This is a genomic window from Clostridium ihumii AP5 (genome assembly GCF_000612845.1).
In the GTDB taxonomy this organism is placed as follows: domain Bacteria; phylum Bacillota; class Clostridia; order Clostridiales; family Clostridiaceae; genus Clostridium_J; species Clostridium_J ihumii.
In genome coordinates this window covers 273,707-299,396 of record NZ_CCAT010000083.1, presented here as the reverse complement: position 1 = coordinate 299,396, position 25,690 = coordinate 273,707, and the positions used below count along the sequence as shown (strand labels likewise).

The following is a 25,690-nucleotide window of genomic DNA, read 5'->3' as shown; positions in this document are numbered from 1 at the left end:
ATTTTATTAATATGTATAAAAAAAGATTGTCCTTTTTTAATAAGACAATCTTCTTATAAATTATATATTTTTAAACTTCCATTCCTGCCTTTAATGCTTTTTTATTTAATTCTATAGCCTTTTCAGGTACTAATGAAGTTACTACTTCTTCCCAATTTATTTCTTTTAAATCTAAAGCTTTTAAAAGAGCTCCTAAAAGTACAACATTTTGAGCTTTTATTGTACCTAAATCTTCTGCTATTTTAGCTGCATTTAATACTACTATATTTTCAACTTCACTCCTTAAAGCTTCTATAACTCCATCTGGATATTTCTCTGCACCTATTAATACTGGAACTGGATGAATTTCGTAGTCATTAACTACTAAATATCCACCTTCTTTTAAAAATGGTAATGCTCTTAATGCTTCACTTTTTTCAAAAGAAACTATAACATCTGCTTTTCCATCTTCTATAAGTGGTGAATAAACTTTTTCACCAAATCTAACTTGTGTTGTAACACTTCCACCTCTTTGTGCCATTCCATGGACTTCTGACATTTTTACATCATATCCATTTCTTAATAACCCTTCTGTTAATATTTTAGATGCAAGTATTGTACCTTGTCCACCTACACCTATAAATAATATACTCTTTACTTCCTTCATTATTATTCACCAACCTTTTCTATAGCTTCAAATGGACATACTTGTTTACATAACTCACATCCATTACACATAGATTCATCTATAGATACCACACCATTTTGCATTTTTAATGCTGGACATCCTGTTTTTAAGCACATCTTACATTTCTTACATTTTTCTTCATTTACTTTACAACTTAATTTTGCTCTTCTTTTTGCAACTTCTTTTATAAGTGCACATGGTTGCTTAGTTATTATTACAAATGGTTCAGTACTTTCATGTGCTTCTTTAACTGCTTTTTCAGTTTCTTCTAGTTTATATGGATCTACAACTCTTATATTTTCTTTTCTTATTCCACAAGATATTGCTAATGCTTCAATGTCTACCATCGGTGCTGGTTTGTTTTGAAGTGTTTTACCTGTTCCTGGATTTTCTTGATGTCCTGTCATTCCTGTAATTCTATTATCTAAAATCACAGTTACAATTGGTGTATTATTATAAACTGAATTTATAAGTCCAGTTACACCTGAATGGAAGAACGTTGAATCACCAATGAATGCAAATACCTTTTTTCCTTCTCGTTTTGCAACTATAGATGCTCTCTCTATTCCTATTCCACCTGATATAGATGCACCCATACAAATTACTGTATCGCCTACATTTAACGGTGGATTCATACCTAATGTATAACATCCAATATCACTAGTAGATATTACATCTTTATATTTTGATACTGCATAAAATATTCCTCTATGAGGACATCCTGGACATAAAACTGGTGGTCTTGATGGCGGTCTCACATCTGAATGATATTTTATTACTGGTTCCTCTTTTAATATTGCTTTTCTTATAATAGTTGGATTTAATTCTTCACAAATCGGAATTATTTCTTTTCCTGTGCATTTTATACCTAATGCTTTTACAACTGTTTCTATATATGGATCATTTTCTTCTATTACATATAATTTATCTACTTTGGCTGCAAAATCTTTTATCATTTCATCTGGAAGTGGATAACTAAATCCTATCTTTAAATAAGATGCACTATCCCCAAAAACTTCTTTACAATACTGATAAGATACACCATTAGTTATTATACCAATTTTAGTATCTCCCATTTCTATTCTATTTAATTTGCAATTATTTGAGTATTGTCTTAGCTTTTCTAGTCTTTCTTCTACTTCATAATGTTTTGCTTTTGAATTTGCTGGTGTCATTATATATTTCTTCACATTTTTTTCATATGGTTTTACTTCCACATCTTTTCTATCATTTAACTCTACTATTGATTTAGAATGACATACTCTTGTTGTTACTCTAAATAATACAACAGTGTCATATTTTTCACTTATCTCATAAGCTTCTTTCATATAATCTATACATTCTTGTGAATCAGATGGTTCTACTAATGCAACCTTTGCATGTGGTGCATAATATCTGTTATCTTGCTCATTTTGAGATGAATGCATTCCTGGGTCATCTGCTGTAACAACTACTAGCCCTCCATTTACCCCTTCATATGCCATTGTAAATAATGGGTCTGCTGCAACGTTTAAACCAACGTGTTTCATTGTACATAATGCTCTTGCTCCACCAATCGAAGCTCCTGATGATACTTCAAGACCTACTTTTTCATTAGGTGCCCATTCTGCATAAACGCCTTCATATTTAGCGAAATTTTCTAAAATTTCTGTACTTGGTGTTCCTGGATAAGCTGATGCTACATGGCATCCAGCTTCATATGCCCCTCTAGCTATTGCCTCATTTCCAGTCATAATAACTTTTTTCATAACTTCTCCTCCAAATCCCTACACATATATAAAGATAATAAACTTTAATTAATATATTTATTATCTAGTATTTATAAATTAGGCATGTTCAAAATATTTTAAACATGTCCTTAAATAACATTTTTACTAAACTAATGTTGCCCCTAATGCTATTGAATATAATTTTGATTTTGCAGTATCTGCTCTTGAAACTAAAACTACAGGACATTTTGCTCCTAAAATAACTCCTGCACTTTCGCTCTTAGCAAAATAAGTAAGTGATTTCCCTAAAAAATTTCCAGCTTCTATGCTTGGAACTAATAATATGTCTGCATCACCAGCAACATCACTAACTATGCCTTTATGCTCCGCTGCTTCTTTGCTAATTGCGTTGTCAAGTCCTAATGGTCCATCTATTATACAACCTTTAATTTGACCCCTTTTATTCATAGTTGTTAATGCTGCTGCATCTAAAGTTGCTTGCATATTTGGATTGACAACTTCAACTGCACATATAGGTGCAACTTTAGGACATTCTATATCTAATACATTTGCCAATTTTACAGCATTATTAATTATTCCTATCTTATCTTTCAATTCTGGATATGTTACCATTCCACCATCTGTTAAAAATATTAATTTGTGATAGTTTGGAACATCATAAATCATGACATGGGATAATAAATTATTAGTTTTTAATCCACATTCTTTATTTAACACAGCTCTTAATAAGTCTGCTGTTCCAAGCATTCCTTTCATAATAAAATCTGCTTCTCCATCTACTACTAATTTTACAGCTACTGCTGCAGCTACTTTAATATTAGACTCATCTATTATTCTAAATTTACTTAAATCTAAATTTATTTTTCCTGCAATAATTTCAATTTTAGATTTATCTCCTACTAAAACAGCATTTATAATACCATCTTCTACAGCTTCATTTACAGCACTTAAAACAACCTCATCTTGTGCAACTGCAACTGCTAAAGTTTTTTTTGAACCACTTTTAGCTTTAATAATAACCTCATCTAAAGTTTTAACCATAAGTCTCCCTCCAATATTACGTTTAAATTAATTTACACTTTTGAAAATTCAAACAATTTTCTTTAGTATCCTATTCTTTATTTTTAATTAATGTCTTAAATAATGAAATATTACTTATTTAATATAATGTTAATTTTGTGAAAATATTCCTAATTTAAGTATACCTATTCAGCTTTACTTGTCAATTTTAACAGCTAAAATATACACTTAATATTACATTATTTTTTATAAATTTATCTTTTCAAATAAGCAAATTAAATCTATTAACAATAAAAAAAACTGAAATTCAATTTCATTTTAATTTTCTAATGAAACAGAATTCCAGTTTTAAACTATATTTTTACTTTATTATTTATATATTATTCTATCATTTATATCTTTTATACTATTACATCCTGTAAGAACCATTGCTGATTTTAAATCGCCTTTTAATTCTTCTATATATGCTTTAACACCTTCACTTTGTCCACCAAATGATGCTGTTACAAATGGTCTTCCAATAAGAACACCATCAGCACCTAATGCTAACATTTTTAATATATCTACTCCGCTTCTCACTCCACCATCTACTAAGATTTTAGTTTTTCCTTTTACAGCTTTGGCTATTTTCGGTAAAACTTCTGCTGTTCCTGGAGTTTGATCTAACACTCTTCCACCATGATTAGAAACAACTATTGCATCTACACCTGCTTCCACTGCAAGAATAGCTTCATCAACAGTCATTATTCCTTTTAATATAAATGGTAATTTAGTGCTTTGTACTAGTTCTTTTATTTCTTCTATACCTTTTGGCATAACCGGTTTTCCATGTAATGCTAATGTTATTAATCCACAGGCATCAATATCTACACCTATAGCAAAGGCTCCTGCTTCTTCTGCCAATTTTATTTTTTCAATTACATTTTTATTTTCCCAAGGTTTTATAAAAACAATTCCATTTCCATCATGTTTTTTTAAGACTTCTAAGTTAGTCATTAAAAATGCATCTACAGCTGTATCGCCTACCATTGGATATATCCCTGCATTTAAACAACCCTCTATAACCCATGTTATATATTCTTCTTCTGTAAATTTACCACCCATATTTAAAGTAGTGCCTGTTACTGGTGCTGCAAATACTGGTATATCCATTTTTCTTCCAAATAATTCTGTTTCAATATTCGGATTTTTAGCATCATGCATAACTCTCATATTTAATTTTATATTATTTAATGCATCAAAATTTGCCTTAAACGCTTCACCTGTACCTTTTCCACCCATACCTGGTACTTCCCCTGCACATGCAATTCCATTACATGCTCTACAAACTTTACAACTCTCATTTAAGTTTTGTCTTGCATTTAATTTTACATCTTTCATTTTCATTGTTATTCCACCAAACCCTTCTTAAGTTTAATCTCTTTAAATATCTACTATATTTAGAAATTCCTCTAAGTTTTCTTCAGTAAATATTTTTATACCATTTTTATGTAATAATTCAGCAGTAACTCCATTTCCATCTATTTTATTACCGCTAAAAGTTCCATCATAAATTTTTCCAAACCCACATGATGGACTTCTTGCCTTTAAAATAGCATACTGTGCTCCTATATTTTTAGCTATATTTAAAGTTTCAGTAGCACCTTTAACAAACTCTTTTGTTACATCTTCTTTTCCATCAGGGCTTAAAATTTTAGCTTCACCTTTTAAAACTAATTCCCCATCCCCATCTACAATTTCATGGGCAAGTCTTGGTGTTTCTTGTCCACCCAACTGTTCAGGACAAACAGGTATAGCTTTTCCTTCTTGTAACAACTTTAAGACTCTTTCATCTAAATTATTTTCACCATTATATTTACAATTTACTCCGCATAAACATGCACTAACTAATATCATAACTCCTCCATATATAGGGTTCCAAGTTCAAGTTTAAAATAATATATTTATTAACCCATACTACTAATATTACAGTTTATTCTATTATAATATTTGGAACAAATTAATAATTAACAGTTAACAATTAACAATGATGGTTAATATTATTCACTTCGTTCCTAATATTTTTGAATAAAAGTTCATAAAAACTAAGTTTTTATATAATCCTTAATTAATTTGTTTTACAAATTATTTTAAAAATCTATTTAAAAAACTGAGCTTTCAGTTTTATCCTTCATTGTTAATTGTTCATCGTTAATTGTTAATTTTTGTACAACACTTTAAATTTCTCTTTTTCAACTTGAAATAACACATTTATCAATTGAAAATTTTTTTCTTTCATGAAGAAACATAATTTATTTAAATTAGTATTTCTTTAAAAATCGATTCAGAAAATCTTTTGAATTTGTGTTTTATTTAACTTCTACTATTGTTACTCCTGTTCCACCTTCTCCATACTTACCAAGTCTATGAGATTTTACATGTGGATGTCGTTTCAATAGATCATTTATAGAATTTCTCAAAACTCCTGTTCCATTTCCATGAATTATAGAAACTTCATTAAGTCCAGCTAAGTATACATCATCTAGGTATTTATCTACAGTATATATTGCATCTTGAGAATCCATACCCCTTAAATCTACAGATGTTGCTACATTTCTCATATTTAGCTTAGCTTCTCTTTTTTCCATTTTTCTTTTTACTTTATCTTCTTTAGTAGTTTTTCCTTTTCTTAAGTCTGAAACTTTCACACTAATTTTCATTATTCCCGCTTGAACTTGAACTTCACCTTTTGAATCAACCTTAGATATAACAATTACATTTTGATTTAATTTTGGTAAATAAACTTCATCACCTTCATTAACCGTTTTTAATTTTTCTCCACTAGCTTCTTCTTCTTTCTTTTGTGCTTTTAATTCAGCATTCTCTAATTTTTGTTTTATTTTCATTCTTTCAGCTTCTAGTTTTTGTCTTGCATCATTGCCATATCCCATTCTTTCAATTTCTCTAATATTTTTTAGGATTTCATCTGACTCTTCTTTCGCCTCTTTAATTAGATTTTTTGCTTCTCTTTGTGCAGAATATAAAGCATTTTCTCTTGCCTTTTCAAATTTATATAATTTTTCTTCATATCTAGCCTTTAATTTTTCCGCATCCTTTTTTAAACTTTCAGCCATTCTTGCATCATTTTCTGCTTTTATGCTCTTAGATTGCAAGCTTTGTATAAGTTCTTCAAAATTAAGGCTTTCAGTAGAAATATTTTCTTTTGCAGTATTAATAATATACTCTGGAAGCCCTAATCTTCTTGATATTTCAAAAGCATTAGATTTTCCTGGTATTCCTATTAACAATTTATATGTTGGACTTAAAGTTTCAACATCAAATTCAACTGATGCATTTTCTACCCCCATAGTTTTAAGGGCATAACCCTTCAATTCACTATAGTGAGTAGTTGCTACTATCCTAGTCCCTCTTTCTCTTAAATTTTCTAATATAGACATTGCAAGTGCTGCACCTTCTGTAGGATCTGTACCTGATCCTAACTCATCGAATAAGCATAAAGAACTTTCATCAGCTTCATCTATTATTCCAACTATATTAGTCATATGCGATGAGAATGTTGATAAACTTTGTTCTATGCTTTGTTCATCACCAATATCTGCATATATATTTTTAAAGAAACTTACTGTTGAATTACTTCTTGCAGGAATTAAAATTCCACTCATAGCCATTAAATGTATTAATCCTACTGTTTTTAATGTTACTGTTTTACCACCAGTATTCGGACCTGTTATAACTAATGATGTGAACTCTCTCCCTAGATATATATCACTAGCCACAACTACTTTGGGATCTATTAATGGATGTCTCGCTTCAACTAAGTCAATTATTCCTTCATTATTTATATTAGGTAAAACTCCATTTATTTCTCCAGCATATTTAGCTTTTGCGAATATAAAGTCTAATTGCCATAATATATCCGCATTATTTTCTACCACATCAGCATTCACTGTTATCTTTTTTGAAAGCACTCTTAGTATTCTTTCAATTTCTTTCTTTTCTTTTATTATTAATTCACTTATTTCATTGTTTAAATTCACAAGTCCCATAGGCTCTATAAATAATGTTGCTCCACTTGCACTTTGATCATGAATAAGACCTGGAACTTGATCTCTATATTCAGACCTTACTGGCAATACATATCTATCTCCCCTAATTGTATAAAGATTTTCTTGAAGATATTTTGAATTTGATCTAACTAGTGAATTCACCTTATCTTTTACAGATGATGACTTTTCTTTTAACTTTCTTCTTATATGATAAAGTTCATCAGATGCTCTATCAGCTATTTCTTCTTCACTTACTATTGCAAAGAAAATATCATCCTCTACTTTTTTTAATGGAACTATACCTATGCAAATGTCTTCTAATACTCTATAACCCTCTTCATCATCTTTATGTGATATATAATCTTTAAATAATCTACTGCATTTTAACATTGATGCTATTCTTAAAAGTTGTTCTGGATGTAATGTTGATTCTTTTTTAGCTCTATTTATTCCTTCTCTTACATCATAGATTCCCTCAAATGGAGGATTACCTTTTTTTATCAAAAGACTAAATGCTTCCTTAGTCTCTTCTAAATGTTCTTTTACTTCATATATGCTACTATATGGTTCTAAACTATCTATTAAATCTTTAGCTGCCAAAGTCTTTGCATATTTCTTGATATTTTCTTTTATTTTATTGTATTCTAATACCCTTAAAGTTTTTTCTTGCATTTATTTCACCTACTCTACTCCTCTTTTATAATGACCCCTTGTAAAATTCTTATAATCTCCTTCAAAGTTTTCATCCATAGCCATTTTTATTATTTCTTTTGATTTTTCATAATTCTCATCTATCAAATCAACTCTGAAGCATTCAATATTATTTCTTCTATATTCCTTCATATTGGGAATTAAATTCACAGGAACATTATTATAAATATGACTTCTACAATATTTATCTGTTAAAATTTTAAAATCCTCACCTTTTCGATCTCTTAGTATATAATCTCCCTCAGAACACTTTTCTCCACAGGATTTTTTAGCAGTCTTTCCACCTAAAACACTACCAACTGGACAGTATTCACTAACCATCAATTCATATTTCCCATATACTATTACCTGTGGTTTCAATGATGATTTTTTCACCACATTATTGAACTCTTTATTGTTTAATTCAACACTAATAACACCTAAATCTAAGTAATTTTTATAAAATTCTGCAGTATAACTATTAAATATATTTAACTTATAATCACCTATCAATTTAGTTCTTCCACTAAATCTACTTATAATTGCTAAATTAGAAGTAATAATTCCTTTTATCCCCTTTAAATGTTTCTCTATAAATTCTGAAATTCCTTCAAATTCTTCTTTTATTATATTTGGAGTTTTAATATAAAAATTAATTTCTTTATGATTATTTATAACTTCCATATCAATTTTATTACCTTTAAAGAAACAATCTACTGCTATATTAGGCACATTACATTCTATTGCTGCTTTTAATTGGTCTTTATTACTTACTAAAACCATAAACTTAGGACAATCATAAACATCATTTTTAGATTTTACAATTGAATGTATACTTTTATTATTTTTATCTATTCTTCTGTAATTTGATAAAATTGAATTTAAAATTTTATCTATAAGTTCTCTTCTTACTGAATTTATAGAAGATATCCTCATGAAGCCTTCTTCAAATTCTTTAAATCTTATATTTTTAAATTCAAATGGAGTATCTCCAAGTTTATTTAATGATTTAATTAAACTTTCTTTATCCATTGGTTTTTTTATTGATTCTTCTACTATATCTCCATTTACTTCAAATGTATTTTCATTAAATTTAACTAATAATTTAATTGGTTTTCCAATCTTAAATTCAACATTCAAATCTAATGGTATTTTTTTAGCAAAAATATTTTGATATACTTTAGAAAGTTCTTCTAAAAGATTAGTATCTCCCGCCTTATATAGTACATCATTCACTTTATATTTTAATGGCTTTAATGATACTACATCCCCTTTTTTCGCATTCTCAACTTCCATTTTTCCTATTTTTATTCCAGCAACTGAAAATCCATCATCTTTAATTCTTATTCCATCTTTTACATGTAGATTTTCTTCCAATTTAATAGTTAAATCTTTTTGAACTTTTCCAAGATATATTCCACTATTTTTAGGACAATTATAAGCCATCATATCTTTGCCTACATTTCCAAACATATAGGCTTTTGAAAACCCTTCTCTATTAAAAAGTTGTTCAAGTTTTTTATATTCTGCCTTTACATCAATTTCTTCATTATTATAGTAACTGTCTATTGCTTTTTTATAACTACCAACAACCCCTGCTACATATTCAGGTCTTTTCATTCTACCTTCTATTTTTAATGAAGATGTTCCACTTTCAATTATGTTTTGAATTTCTTCAAAAGTACATATATCTTTAGGACTTAATAAATATCCATCCTTACTTATTCCTGTTTTTCTATTCATTATTGTATATGGAAGTCTACATGGTTGTGCACATCTGCCTCTATTACCACTTCTTCCACCTATGATACTACTCATAAGACATTGACCAGAATAGCTAACACACAATGCTCCATGAACAAATATTTCTGTTTCAATTCCAAGTCCTTTTGATATGTATTCTATTTCATTTAAAGATAACTCTCTTGATAATACAATTCTTTCGAATCCTAAATTATTTAAAAATTTAGCACCCTCTCCATTATGTACTGTAATTTGTGTTGATGCATGCATTTCAAAGTCAGGAAGTAATTCTCTACAAATATAAAATAAACCTAAATCTTGAATTATTAATGCATCTACTCCAATTTCATATAAATACTTAACATAATCTATTGCTTCATTAAGTTCATCCTCTTTTATTAAAGTATTAACTGTTATATATACTTTTACATTGTACATGTGACAATAATCTACCGCATTTCTTAGCTCTTCGTTATTGAAATTATTGGCGTAGGCTCTGGCCGAAAACTTACTTCCACCCATATATATTGCATCACATCCAGATAAAACAGCTGCATATAAACTTTCCATACTTCCACCTGGTGCTAATAATTCTACTTTATTCATCTTTTCACTCCCATTTTGAAATTATATAATTTTCATTTCAAATTTTTTTACTTATTTAATTATAACAATAGTATTAACATAAATCCAATATAGTATAGGGTTACAAGTTCAAATTTAAAGTAATGTCTTTCTTAAATGATAGTACTAATCTTACAGATTATTATATTATCATGTTGGAAAGCAATTAAAAAGTAAGAGTGAAAAGTGAATAGAGGTGGTGAATATCACGGGGATTGAAATCCCCGCTACAATGTTTTATTTGTACTTCAAATAAAATCAGTATAATATTTATCCATTATAATGTTCTTACTAATCACAGTTTCAATAGTAACTATCCCTATTACTTTGGATATTTTATAAAATTCAGTTTTTATATTGTGTTTAAATAATTTGCTTTGCAAATTTAATAAAAAATCATTTCTTAAAATTGGAAATCCAATTTTTACATTCATTTTCAACTTTCAATTTTCCATTTTCAATTAAATTAATTAGAATTCTCAACTGAAACATGAATAAGTTAAAGTTTAAACTTGGATTCCTATACATAAAACATAGCTTGTAAAAATTATTTTACAAGCTATGTTTTACATTTAATAATTTATTATTTTTTAATTTTTCAATGGATAACTCTGTTCCTATTTTCTCCATTTCTTCCATCAAATCTTTATTTTTTGCAAGCTGTGCACTTTTAGCCATTCTTAATTCTTTTACTTGTGATAAAAGTTGTTTATTCCACTTTTCTAATCTAAGTTGCTTTTCCATTAAACTTTCATTAGTTTTTTTTAAGTTTTTAGATAGATCTGTAGTAATGTCTAATTCCGTATTTAGCTTTTCTATTTCTTCTAAAAGCTTATTATACTTATCTTCATTCTCAAGTTTTTCATTACTTACTTTTTCTAATTTTTCTTTTAAGTTCTTATTTTCTAAAGTAATCTCATCACTTGCTTTTTGAACTCTAATTATTTTATCTTTTATTTCAGTTTCTTTTATTTTAATTTCTTCATTTTGATTTTCAAACTGATGTAACTTGCTTTGTAGTTTTTCCTTTAATAAGGATATTTCTTCTTCCATAGATTGAATTTCTAAATCTTTAGTTTCTAATTGCTCTACATATATTTGAGATTTCTTTTCCGATTCTTTTAAATCTTTTGTTTTCATAATTAAATCAGCTTCTCTAAGTTTAGTTTCTTCTTTTTGTTCTTTTAATTCATTCTCTAACACTTCTATTTCAGTCATTTTTTCAAGCAATTCTTCATTATTCAATTTAATTTCTTCTTCTTTTTCTTTAAGAAGCTTTTCATTTTTTAATAATTCATCTATTTGTATATCTTTTAATTTTATCTCTTCTTCTATACTATTTACATTTTCCAATTGTAGCATTAACTCTTCTTTATTTTTTTCTAATTCTAAGTTTTTATTTTGTAAACTTTCATTTTCATCTTTTACTTTTTTATTTTCATTTTCTAAAGCTTCTACTTTAGATTTCATCTTCTCTAATTCAGCAATAAAAAGTTTATTATCTGCATTTAATTGTTTATAATTTGCAGCTACTCTTTCATAATTTTCTTTTCCTTTTATTATATCATCACCCATATTTAAAGCTGCTAATATAGTTGCATCTCCAGGACTTAACTTTTTATTAGTTGACATTAATTCTTGTATACGATTGTCTACATACTTAGCTACCATATGTAAATATTCATCGTTTTCTTCACCTTTTAAATTATATTCCATTCCATTAATTCTAACAGTTATAATGTTCAAACAAACACCCTCTTAATGATTATAGTTATTAATATTTTATCATATGATTTTCCGAAATGAAACACATAATGTCATGATTTTTTCAATAATTATTAAATATAAAAAAATGGCTAAAAAGAACAATTCTTTTTAACCATTTCTTTTGTATTTATCTTAATTCTGCACCTAGTTTATGTTCTAGAGCTCTTAATATTTTATCATGTACTTTATTTACTTCATTGTCAGTTAAAGTCTTGTCTTTGTGTCTATAGACTATAGCATAAGCGACACTTTTCTTTCCTTCTGGTATTTGCTTTCCTTTATATACATCAAAAAGCTTGCAACTTTCTAATATGTTGCCACCTTGTCTTTTTATAGTATCTTCAATTTCTTGAACTAAAATCTCATCATCTACAAGTATAGCTATATCTCTTGTAACCGCTGGGAATTTTGGAAGAGCCTCATACTTTCTTTCAATTTTAGCATACTTATATAGAGCATTTAAATTTAATTCTGCTAAGTAGCATCTCTCTTCTACTTCATAATTAGTTGCAACATCTGGATGCACTTCTCCAACTACACCTATATAATCTCTACCTATATATAAAGCAGCTGTTTTTCCTGGATGGAATGATGAATTTTCACTTTCTCTTTTAAATGAAACACTCTTAATTCCAAGTGTAGCTAAAACATTTTCTACAACACCTTTTATATCTAAGTAATCCATATTGCCATACATAGATATAGTTAATGTTTCTGTTTCTGTTGGTAATTCATATGGATCTTCAGTTCCAACATAAACTTTTCCTATCTCAAATAGTCTAACAATATCATTATTTTTAGAATTGTTTCTAGCTAATGATTCCATACCAGAAGCTAATGTAGTAGTTCTCATTATACTATAATCTTCACCTAATGGATTTTTTATTTTTACAGCGTTTCTCAAAGAACTTTCTTCTGGTATTAATAACTTATCAAATATCTTAGGGCTTACAAATGAATAACTTATTGATTGATTTAATCCACTATTTGTTAAAGCGCTAATCACTTTCTTTTCTAATTTTTGTTTTTCACTTTCACCACTTTTTTCTGCTTCACATAAAGCAATTGTAGCTGGAACATTATTATATCCATAAATTCTAACAATTTCTTCCGCAACATCTTCTTTTATATTTATATCGCTTCTAAATGTTGGTGATGTAACTATAAGAGTGTCTTCACCTTCGATTTCTGTATTTAAATCTAAACTATCTAATATACCTTTCATTTCTTCTTTAGATATATTAATTCCTAAGAATTTATTTACCCACTCAACACTTACTTTTAAAGTTTTGCTTGCTTTTACTTGTGGATATATATCAATAATGCCTTCCATAATTTCTCCAGCATTTAACTCTTCAATTAACGCACATGCTCTCTCTATAGCCATAGCTGGTAAATTTGGATCTAAGTCTTTCTCAAACTTTGATGATGCCTCTGTTCTTAAGCCTAATCTTTTAGATGATTTTCTTATATTTACACCATTAAAGTTAGCACTTTCTAAAAGAATCATAGATGTGTCATCTTTAACTTCTGAATCTAATCCTCCCATTATTCCTGCAAGGCCTACTGTATTTTCTCCATCTTTTATACATAATACATCTTTATCTAATGTTCTTTCAACATCATCTAGAGTAGTAAATTTTTCACCTTCACATGCTCTCTCTACAACAAATTTATTAGATTTTATTTCTCTTGCATCATATGCATGTAATGGTTGACCTAACTCAATCATTACAAAGTTAGTTATGTCTACAATATTATTTATTGGTCTAACACCAGCTTCTAAAAGTCTTTCTTGCATCCAACCTGGTGATGGTTGAATTTTTATATTTTTTATGCCTTTAATCATGTATCTTCTGCATAAATCGTCTTTTATTTCAGCTTTGTAGTTATCATTAACATTCTCACTACATTTACAAGTATAACTAAAATTAGGCATTTTATAATTTGTTCTTAGTGTAGCAGCTGTTTCTCTTGCTATTCCTATAATACTAAAACAATCTTGTCTGTTAGATGTTATTTCAAACTCTATAGTAGAACTTTCTATACTTATAGCTTCTTTTATATCCACTCCAATTTTAGTATCCTCTGGCATTATCAATAATCCATGTACTGGTTCATCTCCTGCTATTCCTAATTCTTCTTCTGAACAGAACATACCTTCAGATACAATACCTCTTAGTTTACCTTTTTTTATTTTAAGCCCACCATGTAAAGTTGATCCATGAAGAGCTACTGGAACTATATCTTGCTCTTTCATATTTGTAGCTGCAGTTACTATTTGAATTGGTTCTTCTTTATTTATATCAACAGCGCAAATAACTAATTTTTCTGCATCAGGATGTCTTTCTATTTTTGTTATTTTTCCTGTAACTACATTTGTAATTTCATCTCCTGTAGTTACTACTTCTTCTACCTTTGAACCAGACAATGTTAGTGCATCTCCAAGCTCTTTAGGTGAAATATCTATATTAACGTAATCTTTTAGCCATTTAACTGGAACTTTCATCTTTCTTCCTCCTATACTCTTACTAGAATTGATCTAAAAATCTCATATCACTTTCATATAGTAATCTTATATCATCAATTGCATATTTTTGCATAACCATTCTATCTAATCCAAATCCAAAAGCAAATCCACTATATACTTCTGGATCTATTCCACAATTTCTTAAAACATCTGGATGTACCATTCCGCATCCTAATATTTCAATCCATCCTTCACCCTTACAAACTCTGCATCCTTCACCGTTACAAACAAAACATGTTGCATCCATTTCTGCTGAAGGTTCTGTAAATGGGAAATGATGTGGTCTAAATTTAGTTTTTACATTATCTCCAAACATTTTTTTAGTAAATAAATCTAATGTTCCTTTTAAATCTGCAAAAGTTATTCCCTTATCTATAACCAATCCTTCTACTTGATAAAATATAGGTGAATGTGTTGCATCTACAGCATCTGAACGATAAACCTTTCCTGGTGCAATCATTTTTATTGGTGGTTTCTGATTTTCCATAGTTCTAATTTGTATTGGTGATGTTTGAGTTCTTAATACTAAGTTATCATTAATATAAAAAGTATCTTGTTCCCCTCTAGCTGGGTGATCCTTTGGTATATTTAATGCTTCAAAGTTATAATAATCTTTTTCAACTTCTGGTCCTTCTTCAACAGAAAATCCCATTGATAAGAATATATCCTTTATATGCTCAAGTGTTAAATCTATAGGATGTCTTTTTCCTATTGTTTGCTTTTTACCTGGCATAGATATATCTATAACCTCACTTTTAAGTCTTTCTTTCTTTTCCTTCTCTTTTATATCATTAGATATTTTTTCTATTTCTTCTTCTATAGCACTTCTAACTTCATTTGCAAGTTTTCCAACTATAGGTCTTTCCTCTGATGACAAAGCCCCCATTCCTCTTAGGATTTGAGTAAGCTCACCTTTTTTTCCTAAATATCTAACTCTGATATCTTCAAGACTTGCTTTTTCTGAAACTGCTTCAATTTCTTTTAATGCGGTTTCTTTAATTGCTTCTAATTTTTCTTTCATTATTTCTGTGACTCCCTTCTTAAACATTTATTTTATAATTTTAAAATTTTACAAATAAAAAAATCCATCCCATAGAAGGGACGGATATATCCGCGGTACCACCCTAATTGAACTTAAAATAAGCTCCTCTTAGTTAAAATTTATCGATTTTACTCGCTAACAACTACTTATAAAGACTAAAACTATCAAATTATTTTTTGTGTCTTAATTTCACTGTTAGAACTCCAGAGTGAACTTCAATATAAAATCTTCATTTAAAAATTCTCAGTCTATGATTTTTATTCCCTGTATGTATTTTATATTTACTTTTCTCTTTCATAGTTTAAAATATTTAATTCTCAATATAAATTTTATTATACATATATTTATTTTCAAATTCAATATCTATTTTACTTTAATATCATTTTGCCTTACTACTTCATACATCATTATTGCAGATGCAACTGATACATTTAATGACTCAGCACCACCTGGCATAGGTATTTTCACCTTTTCATCTGAAATATTATAAATTTCTTCACTAATACCGTTTCCCTCATTACCAACAGATATTATAACTTTTCCACTCAAATCTACATCATAAAAGTTATTTTCCGTATCTAAAGAACTAGTTATAACTTTAAATCCTTTATTTCTTAACTCATTAACAAAAGATAAATCCTTATCCTCTATTATTGGTATATTAAATATTGAACCCATTGTTGATCTTAAAGTCTTTTCATTATATATATCTACAGTCCCTTTAGTCATTATTATACCTAAGCTTCCAGATGCATGTGCAGTTCTTATTATTGTGCCTAAATTTCCTGGATCTTGAACTTTATCTACTAATACATAAAAACCTTCGCAATCTACTACTGGTAGCTTTTTATCCTCAATTACAGCAACTGAACCTTGTGGAGTTTCTGTGCTAGCAATAGCATTGAATATGTTTTTGCTTACCATGTATGTAGAATCATTAAGATTATATTTTTTTATATATTTATCATAAAGCTCACTAGGAGAACTTTCATCAATAAATATATATTTCACATTATATGAAGATTTTATTGCTTCTTCTATAAATCTAAACCCTTCAATTAAAAACAAACCTTCTTTTACTCTATGTTTTTTTTCTTTTAATTTTTTAACATTTTTTATCAAAGAATTTTCTTTACTTGTAATATACTGCAAATCTTAATCTCCTATCTAGATTGTTTTTCTAAATTGTTCAATTCTTTTGTATCTCCTATAGCTACTATTACATCACCATTTGAAATAACTTCATCTGCTGAAGGCGCTACATTAATTTCATTATTAGATTTTATTGCCATTACATTAATTCCATACTCAGCTCTTAAGTTAAGTTCTTTTAATGATTTACCATACCATGCTTCTAAGCTTGCAATTTCTGCAATACTAAAATCTGGTGATAATTCTATATAATCTAATATATTAGATGAACATAAATTATGTGCTACTCTAACTCCCATATCTCTTTCTGGGAATATAACTCTATTAGCACCTATTTTGTAAAGTACCTTTGCATGCAGTGCATCATTAGCTTTAGTTATTATATGTTTAACACCTAACTCTTTTACAAGTAATGTTGATAATATACTAGCTTGAACATCTGATCCTATACTTATTATTGCAACATCAAAGTTACTAATTCCAAGTGCTCTTAAACTATATTCATCATTTGCATCTACTTGAACTGCATGAGTTACCTTATCTGCAATATTCTGTATTACATCTTCATCCTTATCTACAGCTAATACATCATTTCCTAATGAGTATAGTGTTTGTGCAACAGATGTTCCAAATCTACCTAATCCTATTACAATAAATTGTTTTTTGCTCATTTTATTCACCCTTTACCCAACTAATATTTTATCCTCTGGATATTTTATTGATAAATTTTTCTTTTTCTTGTTAATAGCAATAGCTAAAATTAATGTTAATGCACCTACTCTACCAGCATACATTGTTAATATTATAATGATTTTCCCGATAGAATTCAATTTTTGTGTCAATCCTAATGTACTTCCAACTGTACCAAGTGCTGACGCAGCTTCAAATACATAAGATTCAAAAGGCTCTCCACTAGCTGATTGAGTTATTGCCAATAATACAGTTACTGTAAATAAAACCCCAAGTGCAATAATTGTTATCGCAAAAGATTTATAAACTATATCTTTATTAACTCTCTTTTTGAATATTTCAGTATCTTCTCTTCCATTTATTATAGATTTTACTGTCATATATAAAATTCCAGCTGTTGAAGTTTTAATTCCACCAGCAGTAGAACCTGGTGAACCACCTATAAACATTAGTATAATCATTAAAAATATTGATGGAACTGTAAGTTTTGATAAATCAATTGAATTAAATCCAGCAGTTCTAGGACTTACAGATGCAAAAAGAGAAGATAATAATCTTTCCTTTAATCCCATTGCCTTCATAGTTCCAGGATTTGAATACTCAAATATAAAGAATAAAACTGTTCCACCTAATATTAAAAAAGTAGTCATTGATATTACAACTTTACTATGTAAAGATAATCTTTTTCTTACTTTATAAGTGTATATTTCATTCCATACAATAAATCCAAGACCTCCAATAACTATAAGTGCAGAAATAGTTATTATAATAACAACATTTCCTGAGTATCCAATAAGACTTGAATAATTCCCCATCAAATCAAATCCAGCATTACAAAATGCAGATACTGCATGAAATACACTATAATAAATACCCTTTATTGGACCAAAAATAGGTATAAATTGAGTACTTAATAATAATGCTCCTAATCCTTCTATAGAAAATGTAAACAATAATATATATTTGGCTAATTTTACAATTCCTTGTAATGAAGAAGAATTCATAGATTCTTGCATAATTAATCTTTGTCTTAATGTTATCTTTTTTCCAGCTATTAATGATAACATTGTAGCAAAAGCCATAAATCCTAATCCTCCAACTTGTATTAAGAGCATTATAATAGTTTTACCAAAATAACTCCAATATGTACCTGTATCTACGGTAACCAACCCCGTAACGCATACTGCCGAAGTAGACGTAAATAACGAATCTAAAAACGGTGTTGCATTTCCATTTTTACTAGATATAGGTAATGTTAATAATACAGCCCCTAAAAATATTATACTTGCATATCCTATTGCAAGTATTTGCACAGGAGTAAAATCCTTATTCTTTAAAACATCTCTCACTCTCAATTGCATTTAAGACACCTCAAATCCTTATACTATCTCAATATACTGTATATTATATACTTTTTTATCAACATATTATAGTATTCCCCTATTATTTATAAAAATAATTATAAAGCATAAAAATGTAGCCTTAGGCTACATTTTTATGTACTTATATTTAATTAAGCTTCTAATTGTTTTTTAGCTACTTCTACTAATTCAGCAAATGCTTTTGGATCATTGATAGCTATTTCTGAAAGCATTTTTCTATTAACTTCTACTCCAGCAAGCTTCATTCCATTCATAAATCTTGAATAAGAAAGTCCATTCATTCTTGTAGCAGCATTTATTCTTGCTATCCAAAGTTTTCTGAAGTCTCTTTTCTTTAATTTTCTTCCTACATATGCATTTCTTAAAGCTCTTATAACTGATTCATTAGCTGTTTTGTATAACTTGCTTTTTCCACCGTAGTATCCTTTTGCAAGTTTTAATATCTTTTTATGTTTTTTACGAGCGTTGACAGCTCTCTTTACTCTTGCCATTTAAAATACCTCCTAAAATTATAAATATGGTAATAGTTTCTTCATTGCTTTTTCTTGAGCAGTTGCAACGTATCCCGCTTTTCTAAGATTTCTCTTAGTTTTTGAACTTTTCTTAGTTAATATATGGCTTTTGAAAGCTTTAGCTCTTTTTAACTTACCTGTTCCTGTTTTTTTAAATCTTTTAGCTGCACCTCTATGAGTTTTCATTTTTGGCATAATAGATTCCTCCTCTCAGTGTTTATGCTCTTTTTGGAGCTAATATTAATATCATATTTCTACCCTCTTGTTTAGCAGGCTTTTCTACAACACAATCATCGCCTAACTTTTCAACAAAAGAGTTTAATATCTTATGACCTACTTTTGAATTTTCTATCTCTCTACCTCTAAATCTTACAGTAACCTTTACTTTGTCTCCATCTAATAAAAACTTTCTAGCATTGTTAGATTTGATAGTTATATCATGGTCTTCTATAGTAGCACTTAATCTGATTTCTTTAATGTTTATTACTTTTTGCTTTTTCTTAGCTTCTTTTTCTTTTTTCTGTTGTTCATAAACATATTTACCGAAATCCATTATTTTGCATACTGGCGGAGTCGCATTTGGTGATATTACAACCAAATCCATTTCCTTTTCTTCTGCAAGGTTTAAAGCATCTTTAGTAAGCAAAATGCCTAATTGCTCACCATCATCACCTATAACTCTTATTTCTTTAGCTCTTATTTCTTCATTCATCATGAAGTCTTTATTTTTACTAATAATTTTCACCTCCTGGTGTATTATATAAAATATATAAAAATATACTTTCGAAATTTATTTAAAATAAAAAGGACGGCATAGCCGTCCTACTGTATCAATCACTCATTATTAGTCATTACAGTAAACCTTTCTAGCAATGCTGCAAGGTGAGAAACGGCTGTTTCTACTTCAAAAGTAACTTTATATTTATTTTTCAAACCTTTTTCATTTTAATATACTTTTGCATTGTTGTCAACTATATTTTTATATTTTATTTATACTTTTTATTTGCTTACATCTTATACATTCATTACAAAAATTCAACCTATCTCCAAATACTTTTTTTATAGTTTCTATAATCTCTTTGTTTTGGCAGTTATCCACACAATGAATTATAAGTTTTTTCGGTGCTGTTGTTATAAGTCCACTTATAATCAAATCCTCCATAGTAACTTGAATGTTTGCATTTCCATCATATAATTCACTAATAAGATTTTGAAGAATATCATTTCCAAATTTATCAACAACCGCATATTTTCCTTCATTGTTTATTATAATATGAACCTCATCTATTTTGCTTTCCTGAACATCTATAAAATATTTTAAAAGCTTTATAAATTCATCATATTCTTTTTCTACCATAAACTTTTCAACTATTTTTTCTAAGATGCCTTCCAATTGACTTATGAATTGCTTCATTCTAAAAGTAATAAAACCATTTATATTTATAACTTCATTTTCTTCTATAAACTCAACAATTTCATCTATTATATCATTTTTCCTATTCATATAATATATCATGTGCTCATCCATAGAGCTATTTTCTTTTTGCATTACACTTTCAACATTTTTTCTAATTTCTATTATATCTTCATACCTTAAAAAATAATAATTTTCAGTAAGATATTTGTTTATATTGTTTGAACAAAATTCATCAACAAGTTCTTTAAATAGTATATTTCCTATATAAAGATTAAACATTTTTCTAAATCTATCATCATAATTTACATCATCACAATAAATTTTTATTATATGATGCTTATTTTCTATACTTTCTGAAATCCCTACCTTTACATTCTTCACTTTAAAATATTCTCTTGCTTCCCTTATTGACTCTATTAAATATTCTCTAGTATCATCTTTTATTAATGTTAACAGCAACATATAGCTCACTCCTTTTTAGTATGGTGAATACCTCACTATAAAAGCTATAAACTTGTTAAAAACTTTTGTAAGTGCTATCATGGTAAAATATATTTCTTTCTTATTATGCTTATTATATAAATTGATATACATTAATAATTTTAACAATTTTCGACACAAATTCTTAAATATATATACATAGAAACTACAGGTTTAACATCCAATTTCAACCTTAAGGAGGTACTATTTTGAAAATAGCATTAGTTGATCCTAGAATATCAGACTCAGAGTATCTAAATTTATCAAAGCTTAATTGTAAAATTATAAAATGTCCAATAAATAACACTCTATACAAGGCAGTTTGTGGACATCCCGACATGTCTCTTCATGTCATTTCAAATGATACATTAATATTGGACAAAGACATAGATATAAACTTTATACATTTATTAAAAACATTTAATTTAAATTGTATATTATCAGAGAATAGTCTCAAAACTAACTATCCTTATGATATATCCTTAAATGCATTAAATTTAAAAAATTATTTTGTACATAATTTAAAATTCACAGATAAGAAACTATTATCTTTTGTGACTAACAAAAATTTAATACACGTTAAACAAGGATACACTAAATGCTCCACTGCAATTTTAAACGACAATGCAATAATTACCAGCGATACATCTATACATAAAGCACTTTTAAATACTGATATAGATGTACTTTTATTACCTCCTGGAGATATCACTTTACCTGGATTAGACTATGGTTTCATAGGTGGAACTTGTGGGCTATTTAATAAAAACTCCATAGTGTTTTATGGTTCTTTAGATTATTATAAATATAAAGATGAGGTATTAAATTTCTTATGTAAATATAAAATAACTCCAATATATTTAAATGAAGGTAAATTGATCGATAGAGGTAGTATTTTTTTCTTAGATATATAAATTATTAAAATAATGAAATTCACCCTGATCTACTCGAATAATTACTTTCAAAAATTCAACTTTGAATTCTATGAAACTCATGTTTCACTACTTAATTTATTATATTTTACTAATAGTATATTTGTTAAAAATTAACTTCGACTTTATACTATTAATTTTTACTTTAAAATTTTTTATGTTTATTTTTTTCAGTTATTATGATATTTTTATGTTTATTTTTTATTTTACGGAATAAATTTACAAATACATTGATTAACAAGATGTCATTTTTTACAAGCTCAATCTCATTAAAATCTAAATTTATGCACAAAAAAACTCACTATAATAATTATAGTGAGTTTATGGAGGCGCCACCCAGATTTGAACTGGGGATAAAGGCTTTGCAGGCCTCTGCCTTACCACTTGGCTATAGCGCCATATTGGAGCGGAAGACGAGATTCGAACTCGCGACGTTCACCTTGGCAAGGTGACGCTCTACCACTGAGCCACTCCCGCATTTTAATACCATATATAATTTTGGTGGCTCGAGCAGGAATCGAACCAGCGACACGAGGATTTTCAGTCCTCTGCTCTACCGACTGAGCTATCGAGCCTAAAATTATGGCGACCTAGAAGGGACTCGAACCCTCGACCCCCGGCGTGACAGGCCGGTACTCTAACCAACTGAGCCACTAGGCCATATTATTGGTGGTCACAACAGGGTTCGAACCTGTGACCCTCTGCTTGTAAGGCAGATGCTCTCCCAGCTGAGCTATGCGACCATTTCGTACGTCATTGAGTACATTTATATCTTACAAAAAATCACTTTAATTGTCAACATGGTTTTTTATCCCTATTTCAAATTATTCTTACTATGCTTTATTTTAAACTTTTTTGCTCTTAAATACTTTGTTTTTTACATTCACTATTCAATATCAATTATCCTTTTTTCATTTAAAAAATCTAAATTAAAATTCTCAACTGAAACATGAATAACTTAGAGTTTAAATTTAGATTTCTACATTAAATTTCAAAACCACTTCCAATGATATACTTTTAGATCTACTCCCTTACTATGAAATATATTAAAAAATTAATATAAAAAACCTTCACTATGAATAAAAAAACATTTAAAGCACAAAATATTTAATATGAATAGGAGGGGTACACTTGGGAAAAACGCCATTAAAAAAAGTTATTAAAGCAAAACTTAAAAGCAATAGAGAATTAACACCTTACGAAAAACTACGTGAACAAATGAAGTATGAAATTGCTGAAGAAATAGGATTAATAGATAAAGTTAATAAATATGGCTGGAGTAGCCTCACAACTGAAGAAACTGGTAGAATAGGTGGACTTATGACTAAAAAGAAAAAGCTTATGAAACTTCCTAAAAACGATGATATACTTTAAAATACCATTTGAATACACTGTAAACCTATAAAATCTTGGACAAATAAATTTAAAAGCTTTAATATAATATAATATAATATAATAAACTCTTAAATATTGACTAATATTTATTTTTTATTAAAATATTTAATGATATTATTAATAGTATTATTCGCTTTATATAAATTTGATAATATTACTAAGGAAGGGGGATTTTTTTGAGTTGTTATGAGAACTTCGCTAGTATTTATGATGAATTGATATATGATGATGTTAATTATAAATACTGGGCTTTAAAAATATTAAACATCTGCGACAATCTAAACATTGATAGAAAAAATTACTTGGATTTGGCCTGCGGAACAGGAAATTTAACAATAGAACTTGCACCATACTTTTTAAATACTTATGCCGTAGATTTATCTCAAGAAATGCTTTCTATTGCAGAAGAAAAATTAAGGCAAAAAAATATTCGTTCAAAGGTATTTTGCCAAAACATATGTAGTCTTAATATAAAAAATCAGTTTAATTTAATAACTTGTGCGCTAGATTCAACCAACTATATAATTGATGAAGATGATTTAAAAAATTATTTTATTGGTGTATATAAACTTTTAAAAGATGATGGCGTATTCATTTTTGATATGAATTCATACAATAAACTTACCAATATATTAGGAAATAATACATTTAACTATGATAGTGAAGATGTTACCTACATATGGGAAAATTATTTAGACAACGATATTGTAAATATGTATCTTACTTTTTTCGTAAAAAACGGACAAGTATACAATCGCTTTGATGAAGAGCATACAGAAAAAGCATATACCGAAGATACAATCATATCTATTCTAAAAGAACTAGGTTTTACTATATATAATATTGTAGATTGCTACAACAACACTCCATATACAAAAGAAAGCGAAAGAATAACTTATATAGTAAGAAAATAAACCTATTTAATTTTATATTTTTTATTTATAATAGGAGGATTCAAAATGGACAAATTAGTTAGAGCAACAGCTAATAATGGTGATATTAGAATAATAGCTGCAATTACTACTGAAATGGTAGAAAAAGCCTCTAAAATTCATAACTGTTCACCAACAGCTTCAGCTGCTCTTGGTAGAATGTTAACTGCTGGTAGTTTAATGGGAGCTATGCTAAAATCAGAAAACGATAGCTTAACATTGCAAATTGATGGTGGTGGAGATGCTAAAGGCATTACTGTAACAACTCATTCCGATGGAAATATAAAGGGTTATATAGGCAATCCTAATGTAGACCTTCCATTAAATGCTAAGGGTAAATTAGACGTAGGTGGAGCAATCGGTAAAAATGGCTATTTAAAAATCATAAGAGATATGGGACTAAAAGACCCTTATGTTGGTCAAACTCCTATATGTACTGGAGAAATTGGAGATGATTTAGCTTACTATTTTACTGTTTCTGAACAAACACCTTCTGCCGTAGCTGTAGGTGTGTTAGTAGATAAAGATTTAAGTATAAAAGCTGCTGGTGGTTTTATAATACAAATGATGCCTGATGCTTCTGAGTTTTTAGCTGATATACTTACTTATAGATTACAAGAAATACCACCTATTACAACTATGATAAGCCAAGGTAAATCTATTGAAGATATTTTAAATACACTTTTCGATGACATGAATTTAAAGATTTACGAAGAAAATACAGAAATAAATTTTAAATGCGATTGTTCTAGAGAAAGAGTAGAAAAAGTACTTCTAAGCATTGGAGAAAAAGATTTGCAAGAAATTTATGATGATGGAAAAACTGAAGAAATTCACTGTCATTTTTGCAATACTAAATATGAATTTACTAAAGATGATATAGGTAAATTATTAAAAGAAGCTAAATCATCCTAAAAGAGACTTGGATAAAATCCAAGT

21 protein-coding genes, 5 tRNA genes and 1 other annotated feature are annotated in these 25,690 nt (G+C 28.3%); of the genes, 4 read left to right on the top strand and 22 right to left on the bottom strand.

The features are described from left to right. Positions 1-70 precede the first annotated feature (70 nt). The 17 genes from BN346_RS17105 to ytxC all read right to left on the bottom strand — a co-directional run bounded on the left by BN346_RS17105 (position 71) and on the right by ytxC (position 21,474). The gene (locus BN346_RS17105; protein ID WP_040330192.1) at positions 71-646 is read right to left on the bottom strand and encodes an indolepyruvate oxidoreductase subunit beta; all 576 of its coding nucleotides are present in this window, start codon (positions 644-646) and stop codon (positions 71-73) included. Between the two features lie 2 nt (positions 647-648). Beyond that, positions 649-2,415 carry an indolepyruvate ferredoxin oxidoreductase subunit alpha gene (iorA, locus tag BN346_RS17100; RefSeq protein WP_040330191.1) on the bottom strand — a complete coding sequence of 589 codons (1,767 nt, stop codon included), beginning with the start codon at positions 2,413-2,415 and terminating at the stop codon, positions 649-651. A 126-nt stretch (positions 2,416-2,541) separates the two neighbouring features. Then, positions 2,542-3,438: a phosphate butyryltransferase gene (locus BN346_RS17095; protein WP_040330190.1), complete on the bottom strand. Its 897-nt coding sequence runs from the start codon at positions 3,436-3,438 to the stop codon at positions 2,542-2,544. 348 nt (positions 3,439-3,786) lie between these two features. Beyond that, entirely contained in the window at positions 3,787-4,803 is a 1,017-nt protein-coding gene (locus BN346_RS17090) for an alpha-hydroxy-acid oxidizing protein (RefSeq protein ID WP_040330189.1), read from the bottom strand. A gap of 36 nt (positions 4,804-4,839) precedes the next feature. Continuing rightward, positions 4,840-5,313 carry a 2-thiouracil desulfurase family protein gene (locus BN346_RS17085; protein WP_040330188.1) on the bottom strand — a complete coding sequence of 158 codons (474 nt, stop codon included), beginning with the start codon at positions 5,311-5,313 and terminating at the stop codon, positions 4,840-4,842. 452 nt (positions 5,314-5,765) lie between these two features. After that, positions 5,766-8,135 (bottom strand): endonuclease MutS2, encoded by a 2,370-nt coding sequence (locus tag BN346_RS17080; RefSeq protein WP_040330187.1) that lies wholly within the window; start codon positions 8,133-8,135, stop codon positions 5,766-5,768. 9 nt (positions 8,136-8,144) lie between these two features. After that, entirely contained in the window at positions 8,145-10,502 is a 2,358-nt protein-coding gene (locus BN346_RS17075) for a U32 family peptidase (RefSeq protein WP_040330185.1), read from the bottom strand. A 570-nt stretch (positions 10,503-11,072) separates the two neighbouring features. Continuing rightward, the gene (locus tag BN346_RS17065; protein ID WP_040330182.1) at positions 11,073-12,266 is read right to left on the bottom strand and encodes a cell division protein ZapA; all 1,194 of its coding nucleotides are present in this window, start codon (positions 12,264-12,266) and stop codon (positions 11,073-11,075) included. A 148-nt stretch (positions 12,267-12,414) separates the two neighbouring features. Further along, positions 12,415-14,796 carry a phenylalanine--tRNA ligase subunit beta gene (pheT, locus tag BN346_RS17060; protein WP_040330181.1) on the bottom strand — a complete coding sequence of 794 codons (2,382 nt, stop codon included), beginning with the start codon at positions 14,794-14,796 and terminating at the stop codon, positions 12,415-12,417. Positions 14,797-14,818: 22 nt separating this feature from the next. Next, positions 14,819-15,838: a phenylalanine--tRNA ligase subunit alpha gene (pheS, locus tag BN346_RS17055; RefSeq protein ID WP_040330180.1), complete on the bottom strand. Its 1,020-nt coding sequence runs from the start codon at positions 15,836-15,838 to the stop codon at positions 14,819-14,821. Positions 15,839-15,911: 73 nt separating this feature from the next. Continuing rightward, positions 15,912-16,166: a binding site (T-box leader), on the bottom strand. A 56-nt stretch (positions 16,167-16,222) separates the two neighbouring features. After that, positions 16,223-17,011 (bottom strand): TrmH family RNA methyltransferase, encoded by a 789-nt coding sequence (locus BN346_RS17050; RefSeq protein WP_040330179.1) that lies wholly within the window; start codon positions 17,009-17,011, stop codon positions 16,223-16,225. Between the two features lie 11 nt (positions 17,012-17,022). After that, entirely contained in the window at positions 17,023-17,682 is a 660-nt protein-coding gene (locus BN346_RS17045; RefSeq protein ID WP_040330178.1) for a potassium channel family protein, read from the bottom strand. 12 nt (positions 17,683-17,694) lie between these two features. After that, complete coding sequence (locus tag BN346_RS17040; RefSeq protein ID WP_040330176.1) at positions 17,695-19,062, bottom strand: TrkH family potassium uptake protein; 1,368 nt, start codon at positions 19,060-19,062, stop codon at positions 17,695-17,697. Positions 19,063-19,214: 152 nt separating this feature from the next. Then, positions 19,215-19,574: a 50S ribosomal protein L20 gene (gene rplT / locus BN346_RS17035; RefSeq protein ID WP_040330175.1), complete on the bottom strand. Its 360-nt coding sequence runs from the start codon at positions 19,572-19,574 to the stop codon at positions 19,215-19,217. Between the two features lie 18 nt (positions 19,575-19,592). Further along, positions 19,593-19,790, bottom strand: coding sequence for a 50S ribosomal protein L35 (gene rpmI, locus BN346_RS17030; RefSeq protein ID WP_040330174.1), 198 nt, complete (start codon positions 19,788-19,790; stop codon positions 19,593-19,595). A 22-nt stretch (positions 19,791-19,812) separates the two neighbouring features. Continuing rightward, positions 19,813-20,340 carry a translation initiation factor IF-3 gene (gene infC / locus BN346_RS17025; RefSeq protein ID WP_074432733.1) on the bottom strand — a complete coding sequence of 176 codons (528 nt, stop codon included), beginning with the start codon at positions 20,338-20,340 and terminating at the stop codon, positions 19,813-19,815. Between the two features lie 234 nt (positions 20,341-20,574). Continuing rightward, positions 20,575-21,474: a putative sporulation protein YtxC gene (gene ytxC / locus BN346_RS17020; protein WP_040330173.1), complete on the bottom strand. Its 900-nt coding sequence runs from the start codon at positions 21,472-21,474 to the stop codon at positions 20,575-20,577. Positions 21,475-21,701: 227 nt separating this feature from the next. On the opposite strand from ytxC, the gene BN346_RS17015 reads away from it, so the two are divergent. Continuing rightward, complete coding sequence (locus BN346_RS17015; protein WP_040330172.1) at positions 21,702-22,406, top strand: DUF6873 family GME fold protein; 705 nt, start codon at positions 21,702-21,704, stop codon at positions 22,404-22,406. Between the two features lie 342 nt (positions 22,407-22,748). On the opposite strand, the gene BN346_RS17010 is transcribed toward BN346_RS17015, so the two are convergent. The 5 genes from BN346_RS17010 to BN346_RS16990 all read right to left on the bottom strand — a co-directional run bounded on the left by BN346_RS17010 (position 22,749) and on the right by BN346_RS16990 (position 23,167). Next, positions 22,749-22,822 (bottom strand) — tRNA-Cys (locus tag BN346_RS17010). A 4-nt stretch (positions 22,823-22,826) separates the two neighbouring features. Then, positions 22,827-22,901, bottom strand: a tRNA-Gly gene (locus BN346_RS17005). A 22-nt stretch (positions 22,902-22,923) separates the two neighbouring features. Next, positions 22,924-22,999: transfer RNA gene (locus BN346_RS17000), tRNA-Phe, on the bottom strand. A gap of 8 nt (positions 23,000-23,007) precedes the next feature. After that, a tRNA-Asp gene (locus BN346_RS16995) sits at positions 23,008-23,084 on the bottom strand. Positions 23,085-23,091: 7 nt separating this feature from the next. Beyond that, positions 23,092-23,167, bottom strand: a tRNA-Val gene (locus BN346_RS16990). 388 nt (positions 23,168-23,555) lie between these two features. On the opposite strand from BN346_RS16990, the gene BN346_RS16985 reads away from it, so the two are divergent. The 3 genes from BN346_RS16985 (at position 23,556) to hslO (ending at position 25,666) form a co-directional block, all read left to right on the top strand. Next, entirely contained in the window at positions 23,556-23,798 is a 243-nt protein-coding gene (locus tag BN346_RS16985) for an alpha/beta-type small acid-soluble spore protein (protein WP_040330171.1), read from the top strand. Positions 23,799-23,995: 197 nt separating this feature from the next. After that, positions 23,996-24,733 (top strand): class I SAM-dependent DNA methyltransferase, encoded by a 738-nt coding sequence (locus BN346_RS16980; protein ID WP_040330170.1) that lies wholly within the window; start codon positions 23,996-23,998, stop codon positions 24,731-24,733. A gap of 45 nt (positions 24,734-24,778) precedes the next feature. After that, positions 24,779-25,666: an Hsp33 family molecular chaperone HslO gene (gene hslO / locus BN346_RS16975; protein WP_040330169.1), complete on the top strand. Its 888-nt coding sequence runs from the start codon at positions 24,779-24,781 to the stop codon at positions 25,664-25,666. Positions 25,667-25,690: the final 24 nt, after the last annotated feature.

Excerpts from the sequence above, each read along its gene's own strand:
- BN346_RS17105 (WP_040330192.1), bottom strand. The coding sequence starts at position 646 with ATGAAGGAAGTAAAGAGTATATTATTTATAGGTGTAGGTGGACAAGGT.
- iorA (WP_040330191.1), bottom strand. The coding sequence starts at position 2,415 with ATGAAAAAAGTTATTATGACTGGAAATGAGGCAATAGCTAGAGGGGCA.
- BN346_RS17095 (WP_040330190.1), bottom strand. The coding sequence starts at position 3,438 with ATGGTTAAAACTTTAGATGAGGTTATTATTAAAGCTAAAAGTGGTTCA.
- BN346_RS17090 (WP_040330189.1), bottom strand. The coding sequence starts at position 4,803 with ATGAAAATGAAAGATGTAAAATTAAATGCAAGACAAAACTTAAATGAG.
- BN346_RS17085 (WP_040330188.1), bottom strand. The coding sequence starts at position 5,313 with ATGATATTAGTTAGTGCATGTTTATGCGGAGTAAATTGTAAATATAAT.
- BN346_RS17080 (WP_040330187.1), bottom strand. The coding sequence starts at position 8,135 with ATGCAAGAAAAAACTTTAAGGGTATTAGAATACAATAAAATAAAAGAA.
- BN346_RS17075 (WP_040330185.1), bottom strand. The coding sequence starts at position 10,502 with ATGAATAAAGTAGAATTATTAGCACCAGGTGGAAGTATGGAAAGTTTA.
- pheT (WP_040330181.1), bottom strand. The coding sequence starts at position 14,796 with ATGAAAGTTCCAGTTAAATGGCTAAAAGATTACGTTAATATAGATATT.
- pheS (WP_040330180.1), bottom strand. The coding sequence starts at position 15,838 with ATGAAAGAAAAATTAGAAGCAATTAAAGAAACCGCATTAAAAGAAATT.
- BN346_RS17045 (WP_040330178.1), bottom strand. The coding sequence starts at position 17,682 with ATGAGCAAAAAACAATTTATTGTAATAGGATTAGGTAGATTTGGAACA.
- BN346_RS17040 (WP_040330176.1), bottom strand. The coding sequence starts at position 19,062 with ATGCAATTGAGAGTGAGAGATGTTTTAAAGAATAAGGATTTTACTCCT.
- rplT (WP_040330175.1), bottom strand. The coding sequence starts at position 19,574 with ATGGCAAGAGTAAAGAGAGCTGTCAACGCTCGTAAAAAACATAAAAAG.
- rpmI (WP_040330174.1), bottom strand. The coding sequence starts at position 19,790 with ATGCCAAAAATGAAAACTCATAGAGGTGCAGCTAAAAGATTTAAAAAA.
- ytxC (WP_040330173.1), bottom strand. The coding sequence starts at position 21,474 with ATGTTGCTGTTAACATTAATAAAAGATGATACTAGAGAATATTTAATA.
- hslO (WP_040330169.1), top strand. The coding sequence starts at position 24,779 with ATGGACAAATTAGTTAGAGCAACAGCTAATAATGGTGATATTAGAATA.